Annotated in this window: 19 protein-coding genes; 11 read left to right on the top strand and 8 right to left on the bottom strand. The window is 44.9% G+C overall.

Annotated elements, in window-relative coordinates; translation table 11 throughout:
• Positions 1-128 precede the first annotated feature (128 nt).
• The 4 genes from QZ371_RS02575 (at position 129) to QZ371_RS02560 (ending at position 2,834) form a co-directional block, all read left to right on the top strand.
• A complete protein-coding gene (locus tag QZ371_RS02575) occupies positions 129-896 on the top strand; it encodes a TIGR00282 family metallophosphoesterase (protein ID WP_295208841.1) in 768 nt (255 codons plus the stop codon).
• A 138-nt stretch (positions 897-1,034) separates the two neighbouring features.
• Positions 1,035-1,295 (top strand): stage V sporulation protein S, encoded by a 261-nt coding sequence (locus tag QZ371_RS02570; RefSeq protein ID WP_295208838.1) that lies wholly within the window; start codon positions 1,035-1,037, stop codon positions 1,293-1,295.
• Between the two features lie 70 nt (positions 1,296-1,365).
• A complete protein-coding gene (locus tag QZ371_RS02565) occupies positions 1,366-2,064 on the top strand; it encodes an ABC transporter ATP-binding protein (RefSeq protein ID WP_295208835.1) in 699 nt (232 codons plus the stop codon).
• Entirely contained in the window at positions 2,058-2,834 is a 777-nt protein-coding gene (locus tag QZ371_RS02560; RefSeq protein ID WP_295208832.1) for a hypothetical protein, read from the top strand. The genes QZ371_RS02565 and QZ371_RS02560 overlap by 7 nt, the downstream gene beginning before the upstream one ends.
• Positions 2,835-2,880: 46 nt before the next feature.
• On the opposite strand, the gene QZ371_RS02555 is transcribed toward QZ371_RS02560, so the two are convergent.
• The 8 genes from QZ371_RS02555 to QZ371_RS02520 form a co-directional block, all read right to left on the bottom strand.
• Entirely contained in the window at positions 2,881-4,029 is a 1,149-nt protein-coding gene (locus QZ371_RS02555) for a zinc dependent phospholipase C family protein (protein ID WP_295208829.1), read from the bottom strand.
• Positions 4,030-4,033: 4 nt separating this feature from the next.
• Positions 4,034-4,636 carry a flavin reductase family protein gene (locus QZ371_RS02550; RefSeq protein WP_295208822.1) on the bottom strand — a complete coding sequence of 201 codons (603 nt, stop codon included), beginning with the start codon at positions 4,634-4,636 and terminating at the stop codon, positions 4,034-4,036.
• Entirely contained in the window at positions 4,636-5,001 is a 366-nt protein-coding gene (locus QZ371_RS02545) for a hypothetical protein (protein ID WP_295208820.1), read from the bottom strand. Before QZ371_RS02545 ends, QZ371_RS02550 begins: the two co-directional genes overlap by 1 nt.
• An 8-nt stretch (positions 5,002-5,009) precedes the next feature.
• Positions 5,010-5,306, bottom strand: coding sequence for a hypothetical protein (locus tag QZ371_RS02540; RefSeq protein ID WP_295208817.1), 297 nt, complete (start codon positions 5,304-5,306; stop codon positions 5,010-5,012).
• A gap of 237 nt (positions 5,307-5,543) precedes the next feature.
• Positions 5,544-6,425, bottom strand: a complete 882-nt coding sequence (locus QZ371_RS02535; protein WP_295208814.1) for a helix-hairpin-helix domain-containing protein — start codon at positions 6,423-6,425, stop codon at positions 5,544-5,546.
• An 8-nt stretch (positions 6,426-6,433) separates the two neighbouring features.
• Positions 6,434-8,704: a glycoside hydrolase family 3 C-terminal domain-containing protein gene (locus QZ371_RS02530; protein ID WP_295208812.1), complete on the bottom strand. Its 2,271-nt coding sequence runs from the start codon at positions 8,702-8,704 to the stop codon at positions 6,434-6,436.
• Between the two features lie 155 nt (positions 8,705-8,859).
• Positions 8,860-9,297, bottom strand: a complete 438-nt coding sequence (locus QZ371_RS02525) for a YaiI/YqxD family protein (protein ID WP_295208809.1) — start codon at positions 9,295-9,297, stop codon at positions 8,860-8,862.
• Positions 9,294-9,893, bottom strand: coding sequence for a hydrolase (locus tag QZ371_RS02520; RefSeq protein ID WP_295208805.1), 600 nt, complete (start codon positions 9,891-9,893; stop codon positions 9,294-9,296). The genes QZ371_RS02525 and QZ371_RS02520 overlap by 4 nt, the downstream gene beginning before the upstream one ends.
• Positions 9,894-10,130: 237 nt before the next feature.
• Between QZ371_RS02520 and glmS the strand changes: the two genes are divergently transcribed.
• The 7 genes from glmS to priA all read left to right on the top strand — a co-directional run bounded on the left by glmS (position 10,131) and on the right by priA (position 17,267).
• A complete protein-coding gene (gene glmS / locus QZ371_RS02515; RefSeq protein WP_295208802.1) occupies positions 10,131-11,951 on the top strand; it encodes a glutamine--fructose-6-phosphate transaminase (isomerizing) in 1,821 nt (606 codons plus the stop codon).
• Between the two features lie 55 nt (positions 11,952-12,006).
• Positions 12,007-12,654, top strand: coding sequence for an HAD family hydrolase (locus QZ371_RS02510; RefSeq protein WP_295208791.1), 648 nt, complete (start codon positions 12,007-12,009; stop codon positions 12,652-12,654).
• A 124-nt stretch (positions 12,655-12,778) separates the two neighbouring features.
• Entirely contained in the window at positions 12,779-13,657 is an 879-nt protein-coding gene (locus QZ371_RS02505) for a YicC/YloC family endoribonuclease (protein WP_295208786.1), read from the top strand.
• A 17-nt stretch (positions 13,658-13,674) separates the two neighbouring features.
• On the top strand, positions 13,675-13,932 hold the full coding sequence (gene remA / locus QZ371_RS02500; protein WP_295208765.1) for an extracellular matrix/biofilm regulator RemA: 258 nt from the start codon (positions 13,675-13,677) through the stop codon (positions 13,930-13,932).
• Complete coding sequence (gene gmk / locus QZ371_RS02495) at positions 13,925-14,569, top strand: guanylate kinase (protein WP_295208761.1); 645 nt, start codon at positions 13,925-13,927, stop codon at positions 14,567-14,569. Before remA ends, gmk begins: the two co-directional genes overlap by 8 nt.
• The gene (rpoZ, locus tag QZ371_RS02490; RefSeq protein ID WP_295208753.1) at positions 14,559-14,768 is read left to right on the top strand and encodes a DNA-directed RNA polymerase subunit omega; all 210 of its coding nucleotides are present in this window, start codon (positions 14,559-14,561) and stop codon (positions 14,766-14,768) included. The genes gmk and rpoZ overlap by 11 nt, the downstream gene beginning before the upstream one ends.
• 24 nt (positions 14,769-14,792) lie before the next feature.
• The gene (gene priA, locus QZ371_RS02485) at positions 14,793-17,267 is read left to right on the top strand and encodes a primosomal protein N' (RefSeq protein WP_295208750.1); all 2,475 of its coding nucleotides are present in this window, start codon (positions 14,793-14,795) and stop codon (positions 17,265-17,267) included.
• The last annotated feature ends 2 nt before the right edge of the window (positions 17,268-17,269 follow it).

Raw genomic sequence — 17,269 nt, 5'->3', positions numbered from 1 at the left:
AGAAATGTGCCTGTTTTTTTGTGTCCACACTTGATTTTGCAGCCATAATAGTGTATAATTAACAGAGGCGTTATCTGTTGTGCGCCAAAGGATGGAACTGATCTTAACAGAATAGAAAAGAGACGATTATGAATTTACTTTTTATCGGCGATGTTGTCGGACAAAGCGGCTGCGATTTTCTGGAGAGCAGAATGTATCAGCTCAAACGTGAATATGATATTGATGTGACCGTAATAAACGGCGAAAATTCCGCTCAGGGCAATGGCATAACGCCGCAGTCATACAGACAGCTCATTAATATGGGCGCTGACGTTGTGACCACGGGCAACCATTCTTTCAGACGCCGTGAAGCTGCTGAACTTTATGACGATAATGAAGCGCTGCTGAGACCTGCAAATTATCCCGACGGCGTAATGGGTCACGGAGTTACCTGCATTGATATGTGCCCGTACAAGATCGCTGTGGTGAACATTATGGGCACGATGTATATGGAAGCGGTTGAAAATCCTTTCAACTATGTTGATAAAGTGCTTGCGGATATCGACACGCCGAATATAATCGTTGATTTTCACGCTGAGGCGACTTCTGAGAAAAAGGCAATGGGCTTTTATCTCCAAGGCAGATGTACCGCTGTTCTCGGCACGCACACTCACGTGCAGACTTCTGACGAGACTATCCTCGGCGGACATACGGCTTATATCACGGATGTTGGTATGACAGGAGCGGAGCTTTCCGTGCTCGGCGTTGAAAGCGATATCGTCATAAATAAGTTCAAATATCTCACGCCCGTTAAATTTGAGGAGAGCAAAAAGCCTTGCTTCCTCAATGGCGTGGTTGTGCAGTTTGATGAAAAATCGGGAAAAGCAACAAATATAAAGCGTGTTATTAAGCGATAATAACGAAAAAAAGCACTAACGCTTGAAATATGCGTTAATGCGTGTTATAATGTATAAAGTGCTAGTCGACATATTTCAGCCGTGGGGGCGGCGAAGACGACTATATGTGCATAAAATAAGTGTGGAGGGTCATTAACTGTGGAAGTTTTAAAGGTTTCTTCAAGGTCTGTTCCTAATTCAGTTGCAGGCGCTATCTCGGGTGTTATAAGAGACAGCGGCGCTGTTGAAGTGCAGGCTGTCGGCGCAGGCGCAGCGAACCAGGCGATCAAGGCTATTGCGATCGCAAGAGGCTATCTTGCCCCTTTGGGTATTGATATGATCTGCATTCCTGCATTTGCCAATGTTCTTATCGATGGCGAAGAGAGAACAGCGATCAAGCTCATTTGTGAAGAAAGATGATAAAGTGCAGCAGGACGGCTTTTGTCTTGCTGCTTTTTTATAATAAATAGAAAATATAGGAGGAGATATTTTGGAAGCTGTATTACAGACAACGGGGCTTACAAAGCAATATGGCGGTTTTACTGCTTTGAATGGACTGAATATCCAGCTTGAAAGAGGAAAGATAATCGGTCTGCTTGGACCAAACGGCAGCGGCAAGACGACTTTTATAAAGCTTTGCTGCGGACTTATAAAGCCGACCAGTGGTCAGATACTCATTGGTGGAATGCCTGTGGGTGTGGAGACCAAAAAGATAGTTTCATATCTGCCGGACAGAAATTTTATCCCCGACGATATGACTGTTAAGGATATGGTGGACTTTTTCCAAGATTTTTATGAGAATTTTAATCAGCCGAAAGCTTGGGATATGATGAACAGGTTGGGTATAGACCCGAAAATGAGGTTCAAGGCAATGTCAAAGGGTACAAAGGAAAAGGTTCAGCTTTGCCTTGTTATGAGCAGGGAAGCGGACGTTTATCTCCTTGACGAACCTATCGCAGGCGTTGACCCTGCGGCGAGAGAATATATCCTCAACACGATAATCTCAAATTACAGCGAAAAGGCGGCGGTGGTAATATCCACGCACCTTATACTTGACATCGAGCCTGTGCTTGACGACGTGGTAATGCTGCAAAACGGCGTTCTGCGCCTGCACCAGTCTGTTGAAGCTATCCACCGTGAGACCGGCAAGACTGTCGATCAGCTTTTTAGGGAGGTGTACAGATGTTAGGTAAACTCCTTAAATACGAGCTAAAACGCTCTGCAAGAAAGTTTTTCCCATTCGCCATAGGCTATCTTATAATTAGCCTGATATTATCGCTGCTGATAACCACCAGTATTGCGAATTATGACCGGAATTTTATTTTTCCGCTAATAGTGGTTGGGTTGCCATACGTTATTGGTACGGCGGCTATTTTTATTTTAGGTTTTGTGATCTCATTGGCGAGCTTCAACCAAACGCTGTTTACAGACGAGGGCTATTTAATGCTCACCATACCTGTGAAGCCATATTACCATATTATCACAAAGCTTATCTCATCTGTGATATGGTCGATCGCAAGTCTTGGGTTCTTTGTAATATCGCTTCTCATACTTGACCCCGAAGAATTTACGGGATATTTGGGCGATTTTGTAAAGGGTGCTGTTGATTCAATGGCTCAAGACCCATTGATGGTAATTCTTGTTTGCCTGTACTTTATCGTCCTGTTTGCGACATTGCAAGTATTTTTCTATTTTGTCATATCCCTTGCGAATTTGTTTAGACATAAGATCCTTGCAGGCTTTGCTATCGTTTTCGGCTGCAATGTTATAAGCTCAATTATCGGCAGCTTTGTGGGCAATTACTCTTTGTGGAGCTTGGTATTTGTTGTTGATACAAACTTCTATGATATTGACTACCACCTGCGAACGTTGTTTATGATAATCTATCAGCTGGTATATGCTGTAATATTCTATTTCCTCACGAACTACATCATCACAAGAAAACACAATCTGCAATAAAAAAGGCGGACACCGTAAAAAGTGTCCGCTTTTCGTTTTATTCACATCAGTTCATTATCCATATCTGCGCTGGATTTTCGGGGTCAAAGTCTGCAAAGCTCAGCTTGCCTCCTTTTGAATTTGCCAGCATTTTTATGTAGTCGGTGGACTCTGTGGAAATCCTGAAACGTCTTTTGCCAAGGGCTGCCACTCTGAACTGAACAGGCTGGCCGTCAAGCTTGATATAGTCGTAACCCTTGCAGGAAGCGTTCACATATCCGCCGTCGCCGATCTTAAGTCCGAAAGTGCCATCCTCTGTGAGACAGACTGTCAGCTTTTGCTCAAGCTCCTTGTCAGCCTTTTCAAGCTGCAAGCCCTTTGGAGTTACTGTGAGGATAAGTCCCGAAACTTCATTCTTGAATGTGTACGCCTTGCCGTTGACAATGTAATTGCCGTTATCAGCCGTGCAGTCATCATAGAATTTCAGCAGCAGCGCCATAACGTTCTGCTGTGTTACAGGCAGGGTGTTCTTTGCGACATCATCAAATGCTCTTGGGTCAAGGTGCGAAATGGTGTCAACGAACTTTGCCGCATATTTAACAAGCTTGTTTGAAGCCTCGCCGAAGCCGTCCTTATCATAATATTTTAAAAGTCTTTTGTCAAAGCTATTGGCTGTGTGACTTGTGCAGGTGGTGGTAACGTGCCTTTCAAAAGCAAAATGCACGTTGTTCGCCTTGTCCTGATACTTCATATTTGCAACGTGGACTGTGCAGCCCATATCGGAGACAAAGTGTATCGCACGGCCGAGAACTCGCATAGCGTTGTCGATATCGCCGCTTTTGTAAAGAGAAACTGCCGCCGTGTAGTTCTCTTCAAGCATTGTCCTAGCGCTTTCGTTAAGGTTTCCAAGACGGTTTCTGTAATAGCCCTTAGTGTCGGGAAGCTCCTTACCCTTTGGATTGACGCAGGCATAATAATGCTTGCCAGGACCTTTGTCCATATCCTTTTCGCCGTCAGGCTCTGTGCAGCCTTTCAAAAGCTGACTGTGATAGTCCTTGTAAAAAGTCGCCTGCTTTAGCTTTTTCTCCTTTTCAAGAAGCGCCAGCGCCTTTTTTGTGATATCCTCGTGTGTCGTGCCGCTCCACGCATAGGCTTTTATCGGCTTCAGACGGAAGCATTGCACCAATGCACAGCAAACAGCCAAAATCTTTTTCATAACTCTATTTTCCTTTTCTGTTTTTATTTTTCTTTGTCTTTCTTACTGAGTAGCCAAATGTACCCAGCTTTTTGCCAAGCCCGTAATACTCTCCGTGGGCATATGCCAGCAGTCCAGCCTTATCAAGGCAAAGCTTGCCCTTTTCGTCAAGCAGCTCTTTTGCAACGTCCAGCCCGACGATATCCGCAATGAACATATCGTGGGTTCCAAGGCTCACGATCTCACGGACTTTACATTCGATGTTCACAGGTGATTCAGCCAGCACAGGTGCCGATACCTTTGCCGACGGCTCAGCGGTGAGCTTCATTTCCTTGAACTTATCGACCTTTCGGCCTGTCTTTACGCCGCACCAGTCAACAGCCTTGACAAGCTCTCTTGTTGGCAGATTTATGACAAATTCGCCGTTTTTTGAAATAAGCTCGTGTGAATAGCGCTCAGGTCTTACCGATATATAAGTCACAGGTGGCTGCGTGCATAAAATTCCCGTCCACGCAACTGTGAAAATGTTTGGCGTGTCCATATCGCCGCAGGTGACGAGGGTAGGCGGCAGGGGAGATGTTATCACGCTGCCTTTCCATTGTTCTTTAGTATACTTTGTATATTCCATTATAGCTTGCCTTTCTCTGCTTCAAGACCAAAATTATGTACTCGTCTGTAAATCTCGTCATAGTCCTTATAAAGCAGCTGTGTCTGATTTTCAAGAAAGTAGTAATGCTTGATATAAGGGATAAGCAGGACAAGAAAGGCTATTGCAAGGGGAATGAGCAGCATTATCTGCCAAACAGCAATGGCGATAAATGTCATCACAGTGCAAAGTGCAAACAGCACAGTCACCATTAGATGAATGAGCCTTTCGTGCTGAAAAAAGCCGATATGCTCCTTGTGATAATCCAGCAGTTTTTCGAGATCGCAATTCTCATCATCAAGGCAGTCTCTCACGAATTTGCGGTAGCTTTTGAAATACTCTGTCATAAGCTCACCTACAATTCGATAAACTCAGCGTCTTGAACTTCAAGGTCACGGAGCTTTGTCTTGAAAGAGTTTTTTTCCTTGAGCTTAGCCTTTTCCTCTTCGTTTTTCTTAACGTCCCTTGCGACAGTCATAAGTAGAAGCTCGTCGATGAATTTATAGTGCTTTGAAACACGCTGAGTGAAGCTTTTGCGCTTTGAGGGTTTCTTTTTCTTGCCGTCAAACAATATCGCAAGCACGAAAGAAGCCGTCATTGCAAGAATAGTTTTTTCAGCGTTTGAGCTGACCGAAAAAACAGCTTTTTTCATATCGTTCCACCAGTCCTTCCTCTGCGTTGTTTTTATACAATACATAATTATTATACTATATTTTTTGCCACATTTCAAGTACCAATGTATGAATAATCACAATAAGAGCGGAAGTTTCACAGAGAAATTTCCGCTCAGTAAATTGTTAAGGGCGCCACCGCACAAGGATTGTGCGTAAGATGCGCAGTCAGATTGCATGCAAAGCCGCTAGGCGTGCCTTGTGCGGTGGTGCCCTAGTTATTCCAAGAGTATATAGTCCCAAAGCTCAGCCACAAGCTTTTCTGAAAAGCCGCTGCAAAGAAGCAGTTCATTCGGACTAGAATAATACTCGATCTGCTCACGAACAGCAACGATCTCTTTTGCCCTGTCCTCATCAAGCAGCAGCTTGTCGGCGATTTCTTCCCAGTCGGCGGCGTTTATATTCACGGGCTGACGTTCTTTCGGGATAGTTGTTGTGGTCGTGCGAACAGTTGTCGTTCGCCGCTGACGTGTCGTTGTCTGACGGGCGGTAGTCTCAGCTTTTGAGGTCTGCGTCTGCTCATAGTCATTGTAATTATTATCGCCATTTTCACCCTCGTCATTATCCTCAGGCATATCACGATAATCGGCTTCGTCAACATAAAAATACTCTTTCAGCAGCCCCAGCGTTCCGTCACCGATACCGTTGACTTCCAACAGCATATCCATATTGTATATTACGCCCACGCTGTCACGATAATCCAGCACCCTGTCCGCCGTAACTTCGCCAATGCCGTTGACTGCCATAAGCATATCTCTGTCCGCCGTGTTGATATCGGCAGGGAAGCTGTACGCTATTTCAGCCTGAGTTTCGGGTTCGGTTTTCTGCGTTTTTGAAGCGGTCGTAGTGGACTTTTTCACCCTTGTGGTGGTGGCTTTTGTCGTCCTGCTGGTCTTGGTACTTTTGTGAGTTGCCTTGGTGGTTCGCTCTGTTTCAGAAGTCTGCACCGCAGGTTTAAGCACGATAACATCGTCTCTTTGCGGCCGATTGACAATAACAGCCGCAGCTGCCGACAAGATCGCCGCACCCACAACGATTGCGCAGATAATGGCGTTCTTGCGGTATTTCTTTTCTGTTTGTGTCGTTTCCTTGTTGTCCATATTTTAAACTATTTTTGTGTCAGCATATCGTTGAGATTTTCCAGCATTTCGGATATTTTCGTCCTTGTTATCTCAGGGATATTCGTGAAAGTAACAAGCGTTCTCAGCGGCATATCTCTCAGCATTGCTTCCTGCATTTCCTTTGCGGAAGCGCCCATATCGTCAGTAGCCGTGTCGCCAAAACCGCAGTCGATCTTTGCGAACAGGTCGCCGAACATTGCCTTGCCTTCGGGTATCTGATTGATCTCACCGCAGGTGGTGTTAAGGGTGAAGTGTATCGGAAGTCGTGCCTCTGAGGATACATAAACAGAAGTTTCCAGCCTGATATCTCTCGAGGAAGAACCAACGCCGATGATAAATTCGCCGTATTCAACGAACCAATCCTGTATCTCAGGCTCATAATAAGCAAACGAACGCTTGTCAAGGTGGAAAACAGCTTTCTTTGTCTCGCCCGGTTTGAGTGTGAGTTTTTCAAAGCCTTTGAGCTCTCTGACAGGTCTGCGGACTGAGCTTTCCTTGTCGGAAACATAAATCTGAACCGCTTCCATACCCTCACGATCGCCCGTGTTTGTCACGTTGACCATAACTGTAAGTGTCTTATCATCATTGATCTCATTCTCAGAAACAGTAAGATCGCTGTACTCAAATGTGGTGTAAGAAAGTCCGTGACCGAACGGGAACAGCGGTGTAATGCCCTTTTCGTCATAATATCTATATCCCACAAAAATTCCTTCTGCATATGGCACGCTATCCATATTGCCGGGGAAGTTAAGATAGGACGGATTGTGCGAAAGCTTTACAGGAAATGTTTCAGCAAGCTTGCCGCTTGGGTTCTCATCGCCGAAGAGAAGCGCCACTTCAGCCGAGCCGACATTCTGTCCGCCAAGATACATTTCAAGGATAGACTTTGCCTTGTCAACGAACGGCATTTCAACAGCCGAACCATTGTGAAGCACGATAACGATATTCTTGTTTTCCTTATAAATTTCGTCGATAAGCTTGAGCTGACAATTTGGCATTCTCATATGCTTTCTGTCAAAGCCCTCAGACTCAAAGCTGTCGGGCAGACCCGCAAAGATAACCGCAACGTCGCTGTTTTTAGCAAGTTCAACAGCCTCTCCAAGAAGCTCGTCAACTGTCTCGTCTCTGTCTGTTACGAAGCCCTGTGCATATGTAATATTATCCATGTCCTTTGCGGCTTCAAGTGCAGACGTTACCTTGAACGAATTTATGTGTGAGCTGCCACCGCCTTGATATCTTGGTTTGTCGGCAAATTCGCCTATGAAAGCGACCTTTGCGGACTTGTCGAGCGGCAGCAGTTTGTCATCATTTTTCAGCAGAACAGCACATTCAGCAGCGATCTTTCCGGCAAGATCGTGCTGCTTCTCTTTATCCCACTTTGTTGCAGGGGCATAGCCGTCCTCAGCTTTTTGAACGAGCTTGAGCACATTTCTAACGGCGTTGTCAAGTGCTTCCATTGAAAGAGTGCCGTTGTTGATTGCTTCGATAATAAGCTCGTCATTCTTGCCGTTGCTTGTGGGCATTTCAAGGTCAAGACCTGCTTCAATTCCAAGGGGTCTGTCGTCAACTGCGCCCCAGTCGCTCATAACAAGGCCTTCAAAGCCCCATTCATTGCGGAGGATATCCGTGAGAAGTCTCTTGTTCTGTGACGAATATTCGCCGTTTATGCGATTGTATGAGCACATAACAGTCCAAGGCTTGGCCTCCTTGACAGGCGTTTCAAATGCGCTGAGATATATTTCACGGAACGTTCTTTCATCAACGTCCGCAGAATAGCTCATTCGGCGTGTCTCCTGATTGTTCATAGCGAAATGCTTCAACGACGTTCCAACGCCCTTGCTCTGAACGCCCTTGATGTGTGCGCAGGCAAGCTGTGAAGCAAGATAAGGGTCTTCCGAGAAATATTCAAAATTACGTCCGCAAAGTGGTGAGCGTTTGATATTGCAGCCAGGGCCAAGAATTACTGAAATGTCCTCTGCTTGGCACTCTTCGCCAAGAGCCTTGCCGAGAGTAGTGAGCAGCTTTCTGTCAAATGAGCAGGCAAGGGCACAGGCGGCAGGGAAGCAAACGGCCTTTATGGCTTCGTTTGGATTTTCCGAACCCTCTTTCATTTTTCTAAGTCCGTGAGGGCCGTCTGATACCATAATCTTTGGTATATCGAGCCGCTGGATAGCCTCTGTATGCCAGAAGTCAGAGCCTGAGCAAAGGGAGGCTTTCTCTTCAAGGGTCAGTTCCTTTAATATTTTTTCTATGTTCATTTTTTTATTACCTCTTTTCTATGATCTGATATCGCTATTATGGCATTTTATAAAACATTCCATAGTGTAATTGTAACACAATTCGATATCAAATACCATAGTTTTTGTGTACATTTTACATATTATTAATATTCTCGGAACAGACAAAGCTTTTGCTATTTATTATTCGTTATAAGCTTTACAAGCGCCGTCTCAAAGTCTTTATCCTGATTAGAAGTCCGCTTTGGTGGGCCTTTAAGCCGACCGCCGCTGCGCCTTATCTTTTTGGCTGTATGTCGTGAAAGCAGCAAGCTGTCAATGTTGGAATCATCATAAACAAGTCCGTTTTGATTAAGTGCAAGCACATGTTTGGCAAGGCACATTGCCGCCAGCCCATAATCTTGTGTTACTGCGATATCCCCACGCTGAGCAAGGTTAACGAGCCGCAGATCGGCGCTGTCTGCACCCTTGTCAACTGTTATGACTTGTGCATAGTCGGAACTAAAAATGTGCGAACTGTCGCAGATGATGATACATTCCAGCCCGAACTTTTTCGCCGTTCTGACTGTGATATCCACAACAGGGCAGCCGTCGGCGTCGATAAGTAACCTCAAAGCTTGCCACCCTCAATATAGAATGTTGATTCCATATCGGCAATGTGTGTGGCAAGGGCAAGCGGGTACATTTCCAATGCACGGCCGATAGTATTTGTGTTCTCCTCGCCCGAAAAGCCCATATGCCAGCGAATAGCCATTGCCTCTTCACGGGTGAGACGCATATAGCTGCTGACTATGTAAACAGACTTTTCGCCGTGTCCGTATGGCAGCGTGTCGTGATACTCAAAATAAGGTACTTTCTCCCATACGCCTTGCTCGTTCTTTGCGTTGCGGTAACTTGTTCTGTAAAGATTTACCTTGCAGATGTCGTGGAGCAAGGAAACGATAGCAACGCTTTCCTCAGAATATTCCATATGATATTCGTTCTTGACACGTTCTCTTTCAAGATAGTCTTTCAAGCATTCGTAAACGTGGATACTGTGCTCGCAAAGTCCGCCTTCATATGCTCCGTGATAGCGTGTTGAAGCAGGTGCGACAAAGAAATCGCTGCTTTCTGAAAGCAGATAGTTGAGCAGCTTGTCAGAGCCCGGGCGCTTGATGTTCTCTGTGTATATTTCTACGAATTTGTCTTTCATCTCTGTGACCTTTGACATAAATATCCTCCTTATATGTATCAGCGCAAAAGCGCAGTTTGTTTTCATCTTAAAGCGATAGCTTTTTTCGACAATATTATATCATATTTTTAAGACGATTAAAAGTGTTTTTCTTAATTTTTTGCGTATGCTCTTGATTTTAAGGCATTTATGTGTTATCATTACAATATATTTGTTTAAAGATAATTCGATGATTGATATAAATATTATGTACACAGACTGAAAGGAGTCTTGAATATGTGCGGAATAGTTGGTTACGTTGGAAAGAAGGACTGCACAAAGGTGCTGCTCGATTCGCTTTCCAAGCTTGAATACAGAGGTTATGACTCGGCAGGAATAGCCGTTTTTGAAAATGACGTTATAAAGACAAAGAAAACAAAGGGCAGACTTGCCGACCTTGAAGAAAAGCTCAAGAGAGATGGCTGGCTCAACGGCACTTGTGGTATCGGTCACACACGTTGGGCAACTCACGGTGAGCCTTCTGACATAAACTCTCACCCACACGGTAATGCTAATATCACTATCGTGCACAACGGCATTATCGAGAATTACAGAAAGATAAAGGATTTCCTTACCAAAAAGGGTTACACGTTCGAGTCACAGACTGACACGGAAACAGTTGCAAAGCTTCTTGATTACTACTATGAAGGCGACCCTATGGCTTGTATCCAGCGTGTTATCTCTGAGATCGAGGGCTCATACGCTCTCGGAATTATGTTCAAGGACTTTCCGAGACGTATTTATGCAGTAAGAAAGGACTCTCCGCTTATAGTTGCGGTTGGCGATGATGAAGCATTTATCGCTTCTGACGTTCCTGCGATTTTAAAGTATACAAAGAAATATTATCTTCTCAATGAGAATGAGATAACTGTACTTGATGACGGTGTGGTATCATTCTATGACGATCACGGAATAGAGTTGGATAAGGAAATGCTTATCGCTGATTTTGACATGGAAGCGGCTGAAAAGGGTGGTTATGCGCACTTTATGCTCAAGGAGATACACGAGCAGCCAACAGCTATCAGAACAACTATCACACCAAGGATAATCGACGGTATGCCGAATCTTGAAGAGTGCGGCCTTACTTATGATAAGCTCAAGAGCTACAACAACATTTTCGTTGTTGCTTGCGGAACAGCTATGCACGCAGGACTTGTTGGCAAGTACGTTCTTGAAAAGATAGGCAGGATACCTGTTACAGTTGACGTGGCTTCTGAATTCAGATACAGAGACCCGATCATAAGCGACAAAGACCTTGTTATTTTGGTCTCACAGTCGGGTGAAACTGCCGATACACTTGCAGCGCTGAGAATGTCAAAGGAGAGAGGCGCTGACACCCTTTCTATCGTAAATGTAAAAGGTTCTTCTATCGCAAGAGAGTCAGATATGGTGCTTTATACTCACGCAGGCCCAGAGATATCCGTTGCTTCAACAAAGGCTTATATCGTTCAGCTTTCTGTTTTCTATCTGCTGAGCTTTGCCCTTGCATATGCTCACGGTGCTATCTCAAAGGAAGAGTGTATGAGACTTACAGCAGAACTCCAAAACGTTCCTAATATGATAGACATTGTTCTGAAAACGCCTGACAATTGCCAGTATGTTGCTTCACAGCTTGTCAATGACGAGAACCTGCTTTATATCGGCAGAGGTCTTGACTATGCCCTTTCAATGGAAGGTTCTTTGAAACTCAAGGAGATATCCTACATTCATTCTGAGTCTTACGCAGCAGGCGAGCTCAAGCACGGAACTATATCACTTGTAACAGATGGTATGCCTGTGATCGCCGTTGCGACACAGCGTGAGCTTTTTGACAAGACCATAAGCAATGTTAAGGAAGTCAAGGCAAGAGGCGCATATGTTGTGCTTGTAACTCACGGATACATAAATGTTGAAACTGACGTGGCTGACTATAAGATCGGTCTGCCGACTATCGACGACCTGCTTATGCCAATGCTTGCAGTCGTTCCGCTCCAGCTTATCGCTTATTACACTTCTGTTCTCAGAGGCAATGACGTTGATAAGCCGAGAAATCTTGCAAAATCAGTAACAGTTGAATAAAAACAGGGCAATCCGCAGCAGGGTTGCCCTTGCTGTTTAAGACGGGAGTTTATTTATGAGCAAATACAGATATTTTGTTTTCGATTTTGACCTTACCCTTGCTGACTCATCACAAGGAATACTCGAGTGCTTCAAACACGTTCTGAAAGAGTATAACTATCCTGAAAAGGACGATACCACCATATATAACACTATCGGTCTGACACTTGTTGACGCATTTGATCTGCTGACTGATACGCCGAACAATCCAAAGCGTGAGGAAATGCGCAAGGCTTATGTGAAAAAGGCTGACGAGGTTATGGTGAAGCACACATATTTTTATGACGATACTATCGCAATTTTGCAGACATTGCAAAACGCTGGGGTCAAGGTGGGCATAGTGTCAACAAAGTATCGTTATCGAATCGTTGATACTTTCAAACAGCAGGCAGGCTCTTTCCCTGTTGATATAGTTATCGGCGGCGAGGACGTAAAGGCGGCAAAGCCAGACCCGCAGGGACTTGAGCTTATAATAGAGCGTTTTGGTGCGGACAAGCAGGACGTTTTGTATATCGGCGACAGCTATATTGACGCCGAGACGGCGCAGAACGCAGGGGTAGATTTTGCGGGCGTTACAACAGGTTCGACCACAAAGGCAGACTTTGAGAAATATCCTAATAGCTATATTGGAAAAAGTCTGTTGGATATATTTCAAAATATATAAATTTTAAGTAAATATAATTTTAAATAAATGTGAAAAACTATTGCTATTTTATGCGCTTGATGTTATAATATAATTTGATGTACTATGATATTATAAAATTATTATATGAAAGGGCTGGTATGCTATGATAAAAAGTATGACCGGATTTGGAAGAGAGCATATCGTCGCCAACGGCAGAGAAATTATCGTTGAGATACGTTCTGTAAATCATAGATATTATGAGTTCACTTCGAGGACGCCGAGAGCTTACGGCTATCTTGATGAAAAGCTCAAGAGCTTTCTCAAGAGCGGTATCTCAAGAGGCAAGGTAGAGGCTGCGGTCACTATCTATAACCAAGAGGGTACTGACGCTGAGATCGAACTCAACAAGGCTGTTGCAAAGGGCTATCTTGACGCTCTGAGAGGTGCTGCGGACGAGCTTGACCTTGACGATGATCTTACACTTTCCAATATTATGAGACTGCCTGACGTGTTCACAGTCGTTAAAAAGACTGACGATGAGGAAGTTATTTGGAACGAAGTAAAGGCTGTTGCACAGGTGGCGCTTGACAGATTTGTTGAGATGAGAAGCACCGAAGGCATTAAGATGTACGATGATATCAGCGGCAGACTCGATTATATCGAGGAAACTGTGGGCAAGATAGAAGCGCAGTCGCCAAACGTTACGGAGAGTTACAGAGAAAGACTTTATGCGAAGATAAAGGAAACTCTTGGCGATAAGGATATCGACGAGCAGAGGATACTTACTGAGGTCGCAATTTTTGCGGACAAGGTGGCTATCGACGAAGAGACCGTAAGGCTCAGAAGCCACATTTCTCAGTTCAGAGAGCTTATCAATTCGGAAGAGCCTGTGGGAAGAAAGCTTGACTTCCTCGTGCAGGAGCTTAACCGTGAGGTCAATACTATCGGCTCAAAGGCCAACGATCTTACTATCACTAAAATGGTGGTTGATCTTAAAGCAGAGATCGAAAAGATCAGAGAGCAGATACAGAATATCGAATAACGGCGGTGTGATAAATTATGCAGCTAATTAATATCGGCTTTGGAAATATGGTGTCCTCTTCAAGAGTCATCGCAATAGTTTCTCCCGAGTCTGCACCGATAAAGCGCATTATACAGGAAGCTAAGGATAAGGGCACGCTCATTGACGCCACATACGGCAGAAGAACAAGGGCTGTGCTCATTATGGACAGCGACCACGTTGTGCTTTCGGCTGTTGCCCCCGAAACTGTGGGCGGCAGAGCTGCTGATGATGAGGAGGACGACGAAATTGTATAAGAATAACGCAAAGCTATTTGTTATATCCGCTCCCTCGGGCTGCGGAAAGGGAACTATCCTCGGTGAAGTGTTCAAGAACAGAGATGTTTTTTATTCTGTTTCCTGCACCACAAGAAGCCCCAGAGAGGGCGAAGTTGACGGTGTGCATTATCATTTTATCACCGATGACGGCTTCAAGAAGATGATAGACCAGAATGAATTTCTCGAGCACGCAGGCTATGTGAAGCATTTTTACGGAACGCCTAAGAAGCCTGTTTTCGATAACCTCGAGCAGGGCAGAGACGTTGTGCTGGAGATCGAGACTAACGGCGCATTCCAGGTAAAAAAGGCTTTTCCGGAGGCTGTGCTAATGTTCATTCTGCCGCCTTCTGTAAAGGAGATAGAGAGACGACTTAAAAAGCGTGGAACGGAGACTGAGGAAGTTATTCAGAACCGTGTTAGCGAAGCCGCAGGTGAGATCGCAAAAGCGGTGGATTATGACTATGTTATAATGAATGACGGACTTGAAGAAGCCGTTGATGATTTTGTTACAGTTATGAATTCCGTAAAGGCCGAGGACGGCGCTGCGGATAAATTTAAAGCAGAAAATGAAGATACTAAGAAATTAATTGATGAGGTGCTTAACCATGATGCTTAGACCGGCTGTTTGCCAGATTTTGAAGAACAATGAGAGCTATTATTCACTCGTTATCGCAGTTGCGAAGAGAGCAAGAGAGATCACAAGCAACGCTTTCGATAACAAGATCGTGCTTGATGAGAAGCCTGTAAAGACTGCTGTTGACGAGCTTTACAACGGCGAATACAAGCTTATCGAAGATCCAAGTCTCAGAAGCTAAGAAGCATAACATTCTCAAGGAGGTGTGGTACGGTTGCGAGGCGTTTTTACAGTTGCAAAGGTTGCTATCAGCCGTGCCTCATATAGCTTTGATGCGCTGTATAGTTACAGCGTTCCCGAAGAGCTTGCAGCCAATCTGACGATCGGAATGCGGGTGCTCGTTCCATTCGGAAAGGGCAATAAAAAAGCCGTTGGCTTTGTGGCAAGGACTTATACTGAGGCCGAATATAACGAGAAGCTAAAGCCTGTTATATCGGTCATTGACAGCGAAAGCCTTGTTACTGACGAGATGATGAAGATAATCTTTTGGCTGAAAGAAAATACTTTCTGCACATATTTTGACGCATTCAAATCGGTTGTGCCAACAGGGTTTTCCTATAATTTCTCTGAGCATTACAGCCTAGTCAATACGTTTATCGACGAGGACGAGCTTAGCGATGATGAAAAAAATATTATTGATTTTCTCCGTTGTGCAAAAAATCAGCGTGAGATAGACAGCTTTCTTGACGTAAAGGGCGACCCTAAGAAAAAGAATATACTTGACAGCCTTGTTGATAAAGGCTTTGTGGAAATAAGCGATCAGCTTAAACGCAAAGTCGGCGATGAGAGCGTCAGTATGGTGAGACTTGCCGAGAATTATCTTTCGGGGTCTTTGCAGGTCAGCCTAACGCCGAAGCAGACCCTTGTTGTGAAGCTCCTTGAAGAGAGCGGCTGTGCTTCTGTCAAGGAAGTATGCTATATGACGAACTGCACTTCCAGCATACTCAAAAGGCTGGAGGACAAGGGCGTTATAAAGCAGTATAAATATGAAGTCCTCCGTGACGCTATCGGCAAACTTGGCGACAGGCAGAGCCCCGACGATATCCATTTGAACGAAGAGCAGACAAAGGCTTATGGTGGGATAATGGAGCTTGTCAAGGCTGAAAAGCCGTCGGGTGCATTGCTTTACGGCGTGACAGGAAGCGGAAAGACTTCCGTTTTTATCAAGCTTATCGACAGCGTGTTGAAAATGGGCAAGACCGCTGTTATGCTGGTGCCGGAGATATCGCTGACGCCGCAAATGCTTGGCAAGTTCAAGTCGCTTTTCGGCGATAAGATAGCAGTTATGCACTCCTCTTTGTCCTTAGGACAGAGGACGGACGAGTTCAAGCGTATCAAAAACGGTGAAGCGAGGATAGTTATCGGCACAAGAAGCGCTATATTTTCGCCCATATCAAACGTGGGCATAATCATAATGGACGAAGAGGGCGAACCCTCTTATAAATCAGATTCCACCCCACGCTATCACGCAAGAGACGTGGCCATACAGCGGTGCGGACACAATAACTGTGTGCTGCTGATGGCGTCGGCAACACCTTCGCTGGAAAGCTTTTATTACGCTCAAAAGGGCAGATTTCATTTGTTTGAGCTTAAAAAAAGGTTTTCAGACGTTCCTTTGCCAGCAGTCGAGATAGTCGATATGCAGCAGGAAGCCGCCGAGGGCAATGACAGCCTACTCAGCAGAACGCTCAGCGATAAGCTTGGTGAAACGCTGAAAAAAGGCGAACAGGCTATACTTTTGCTCAATCGACGTGGCTATACAACGTATATTTCCTGCGTTGAGTGCCGTCAGCCTGTGGCTTGTCCTAACTGCAATATACCGCTGACCTATCACAAAAAGAACGATCGGTATATGTGTCACTATTGCGGTTATACAATGGATAATATCGAGAAGTGCCCACATTGCGGTTCGCAGAAGCTTAAATCAAGCGGCGTGGGAACTCAGCGTGTTGAGGACGAGATCGCAAGGCTTTTTCCAGAAGCAAGGCTGCTCAGAATGGACGCTGACACTACCTCTTCGAGATATTCCTATGAAGAGAATTTTAAGGCATTTGAAAACGGCGAGTATGACATTATGTTGGGAACACAGATGATCGCAAAGGGTCTGAACTTTCCGAATGTTACTCTTGTGGGCGTGATATCCCTTGACAAGGCGCTGTTTACAGGCGATTTCAGAAGCTATGAGCGCACGTTCTCGCTGCTTACACAAGTGGCAGGACGAAGCGGCAGAGGCGATAAGCCCGGTGCGGCATATATTCAGACATTCGTGCCCGATCATTATGTGCTGAACCTTGCGGCGGAGCAGAATTATGACGAGTTCTTTAATGAGGAGATCGCTTTGCGAAAGTCGCTGACCTATCCGCCTTTCTGCGATATATGCGTTATAGGCTTTTCAGCGCCCCTTGAAAGCAAAGCAATAGGCGCTTCACGCTGGGTGACGGAGCGTATCGGGCGGTATGTTTCACAAAATAAGGTGAATTTTCCGCTGCGTGCCTTGGGTCCTGCACCCTGCACATTTGAAATGATAAATAATCGTTACAGATACAGACTTATCTTGAAAACACGCAATACTGCGGATTTTCGTGAAATGATAAAGTATGTTCTGGGCGAGTTCTATAAAAACAGAGATTATCAGTCAGTCCGCATTTATGCAGATATAAACGGCGATATCGGGCTGTGAGA

It is taken from the genome of Ruminococcus sp., from assembly GCF_019423705.1.
Taxonomy (GTDB): domain Bacteria; phylum Bacillota; class Clostridia; order Oscillospirales; family Ruminococcaceae; genus Hominimerdicola.
This window is presented reverse-complemented; position numbering and strand designations above follow the sequence as displayed.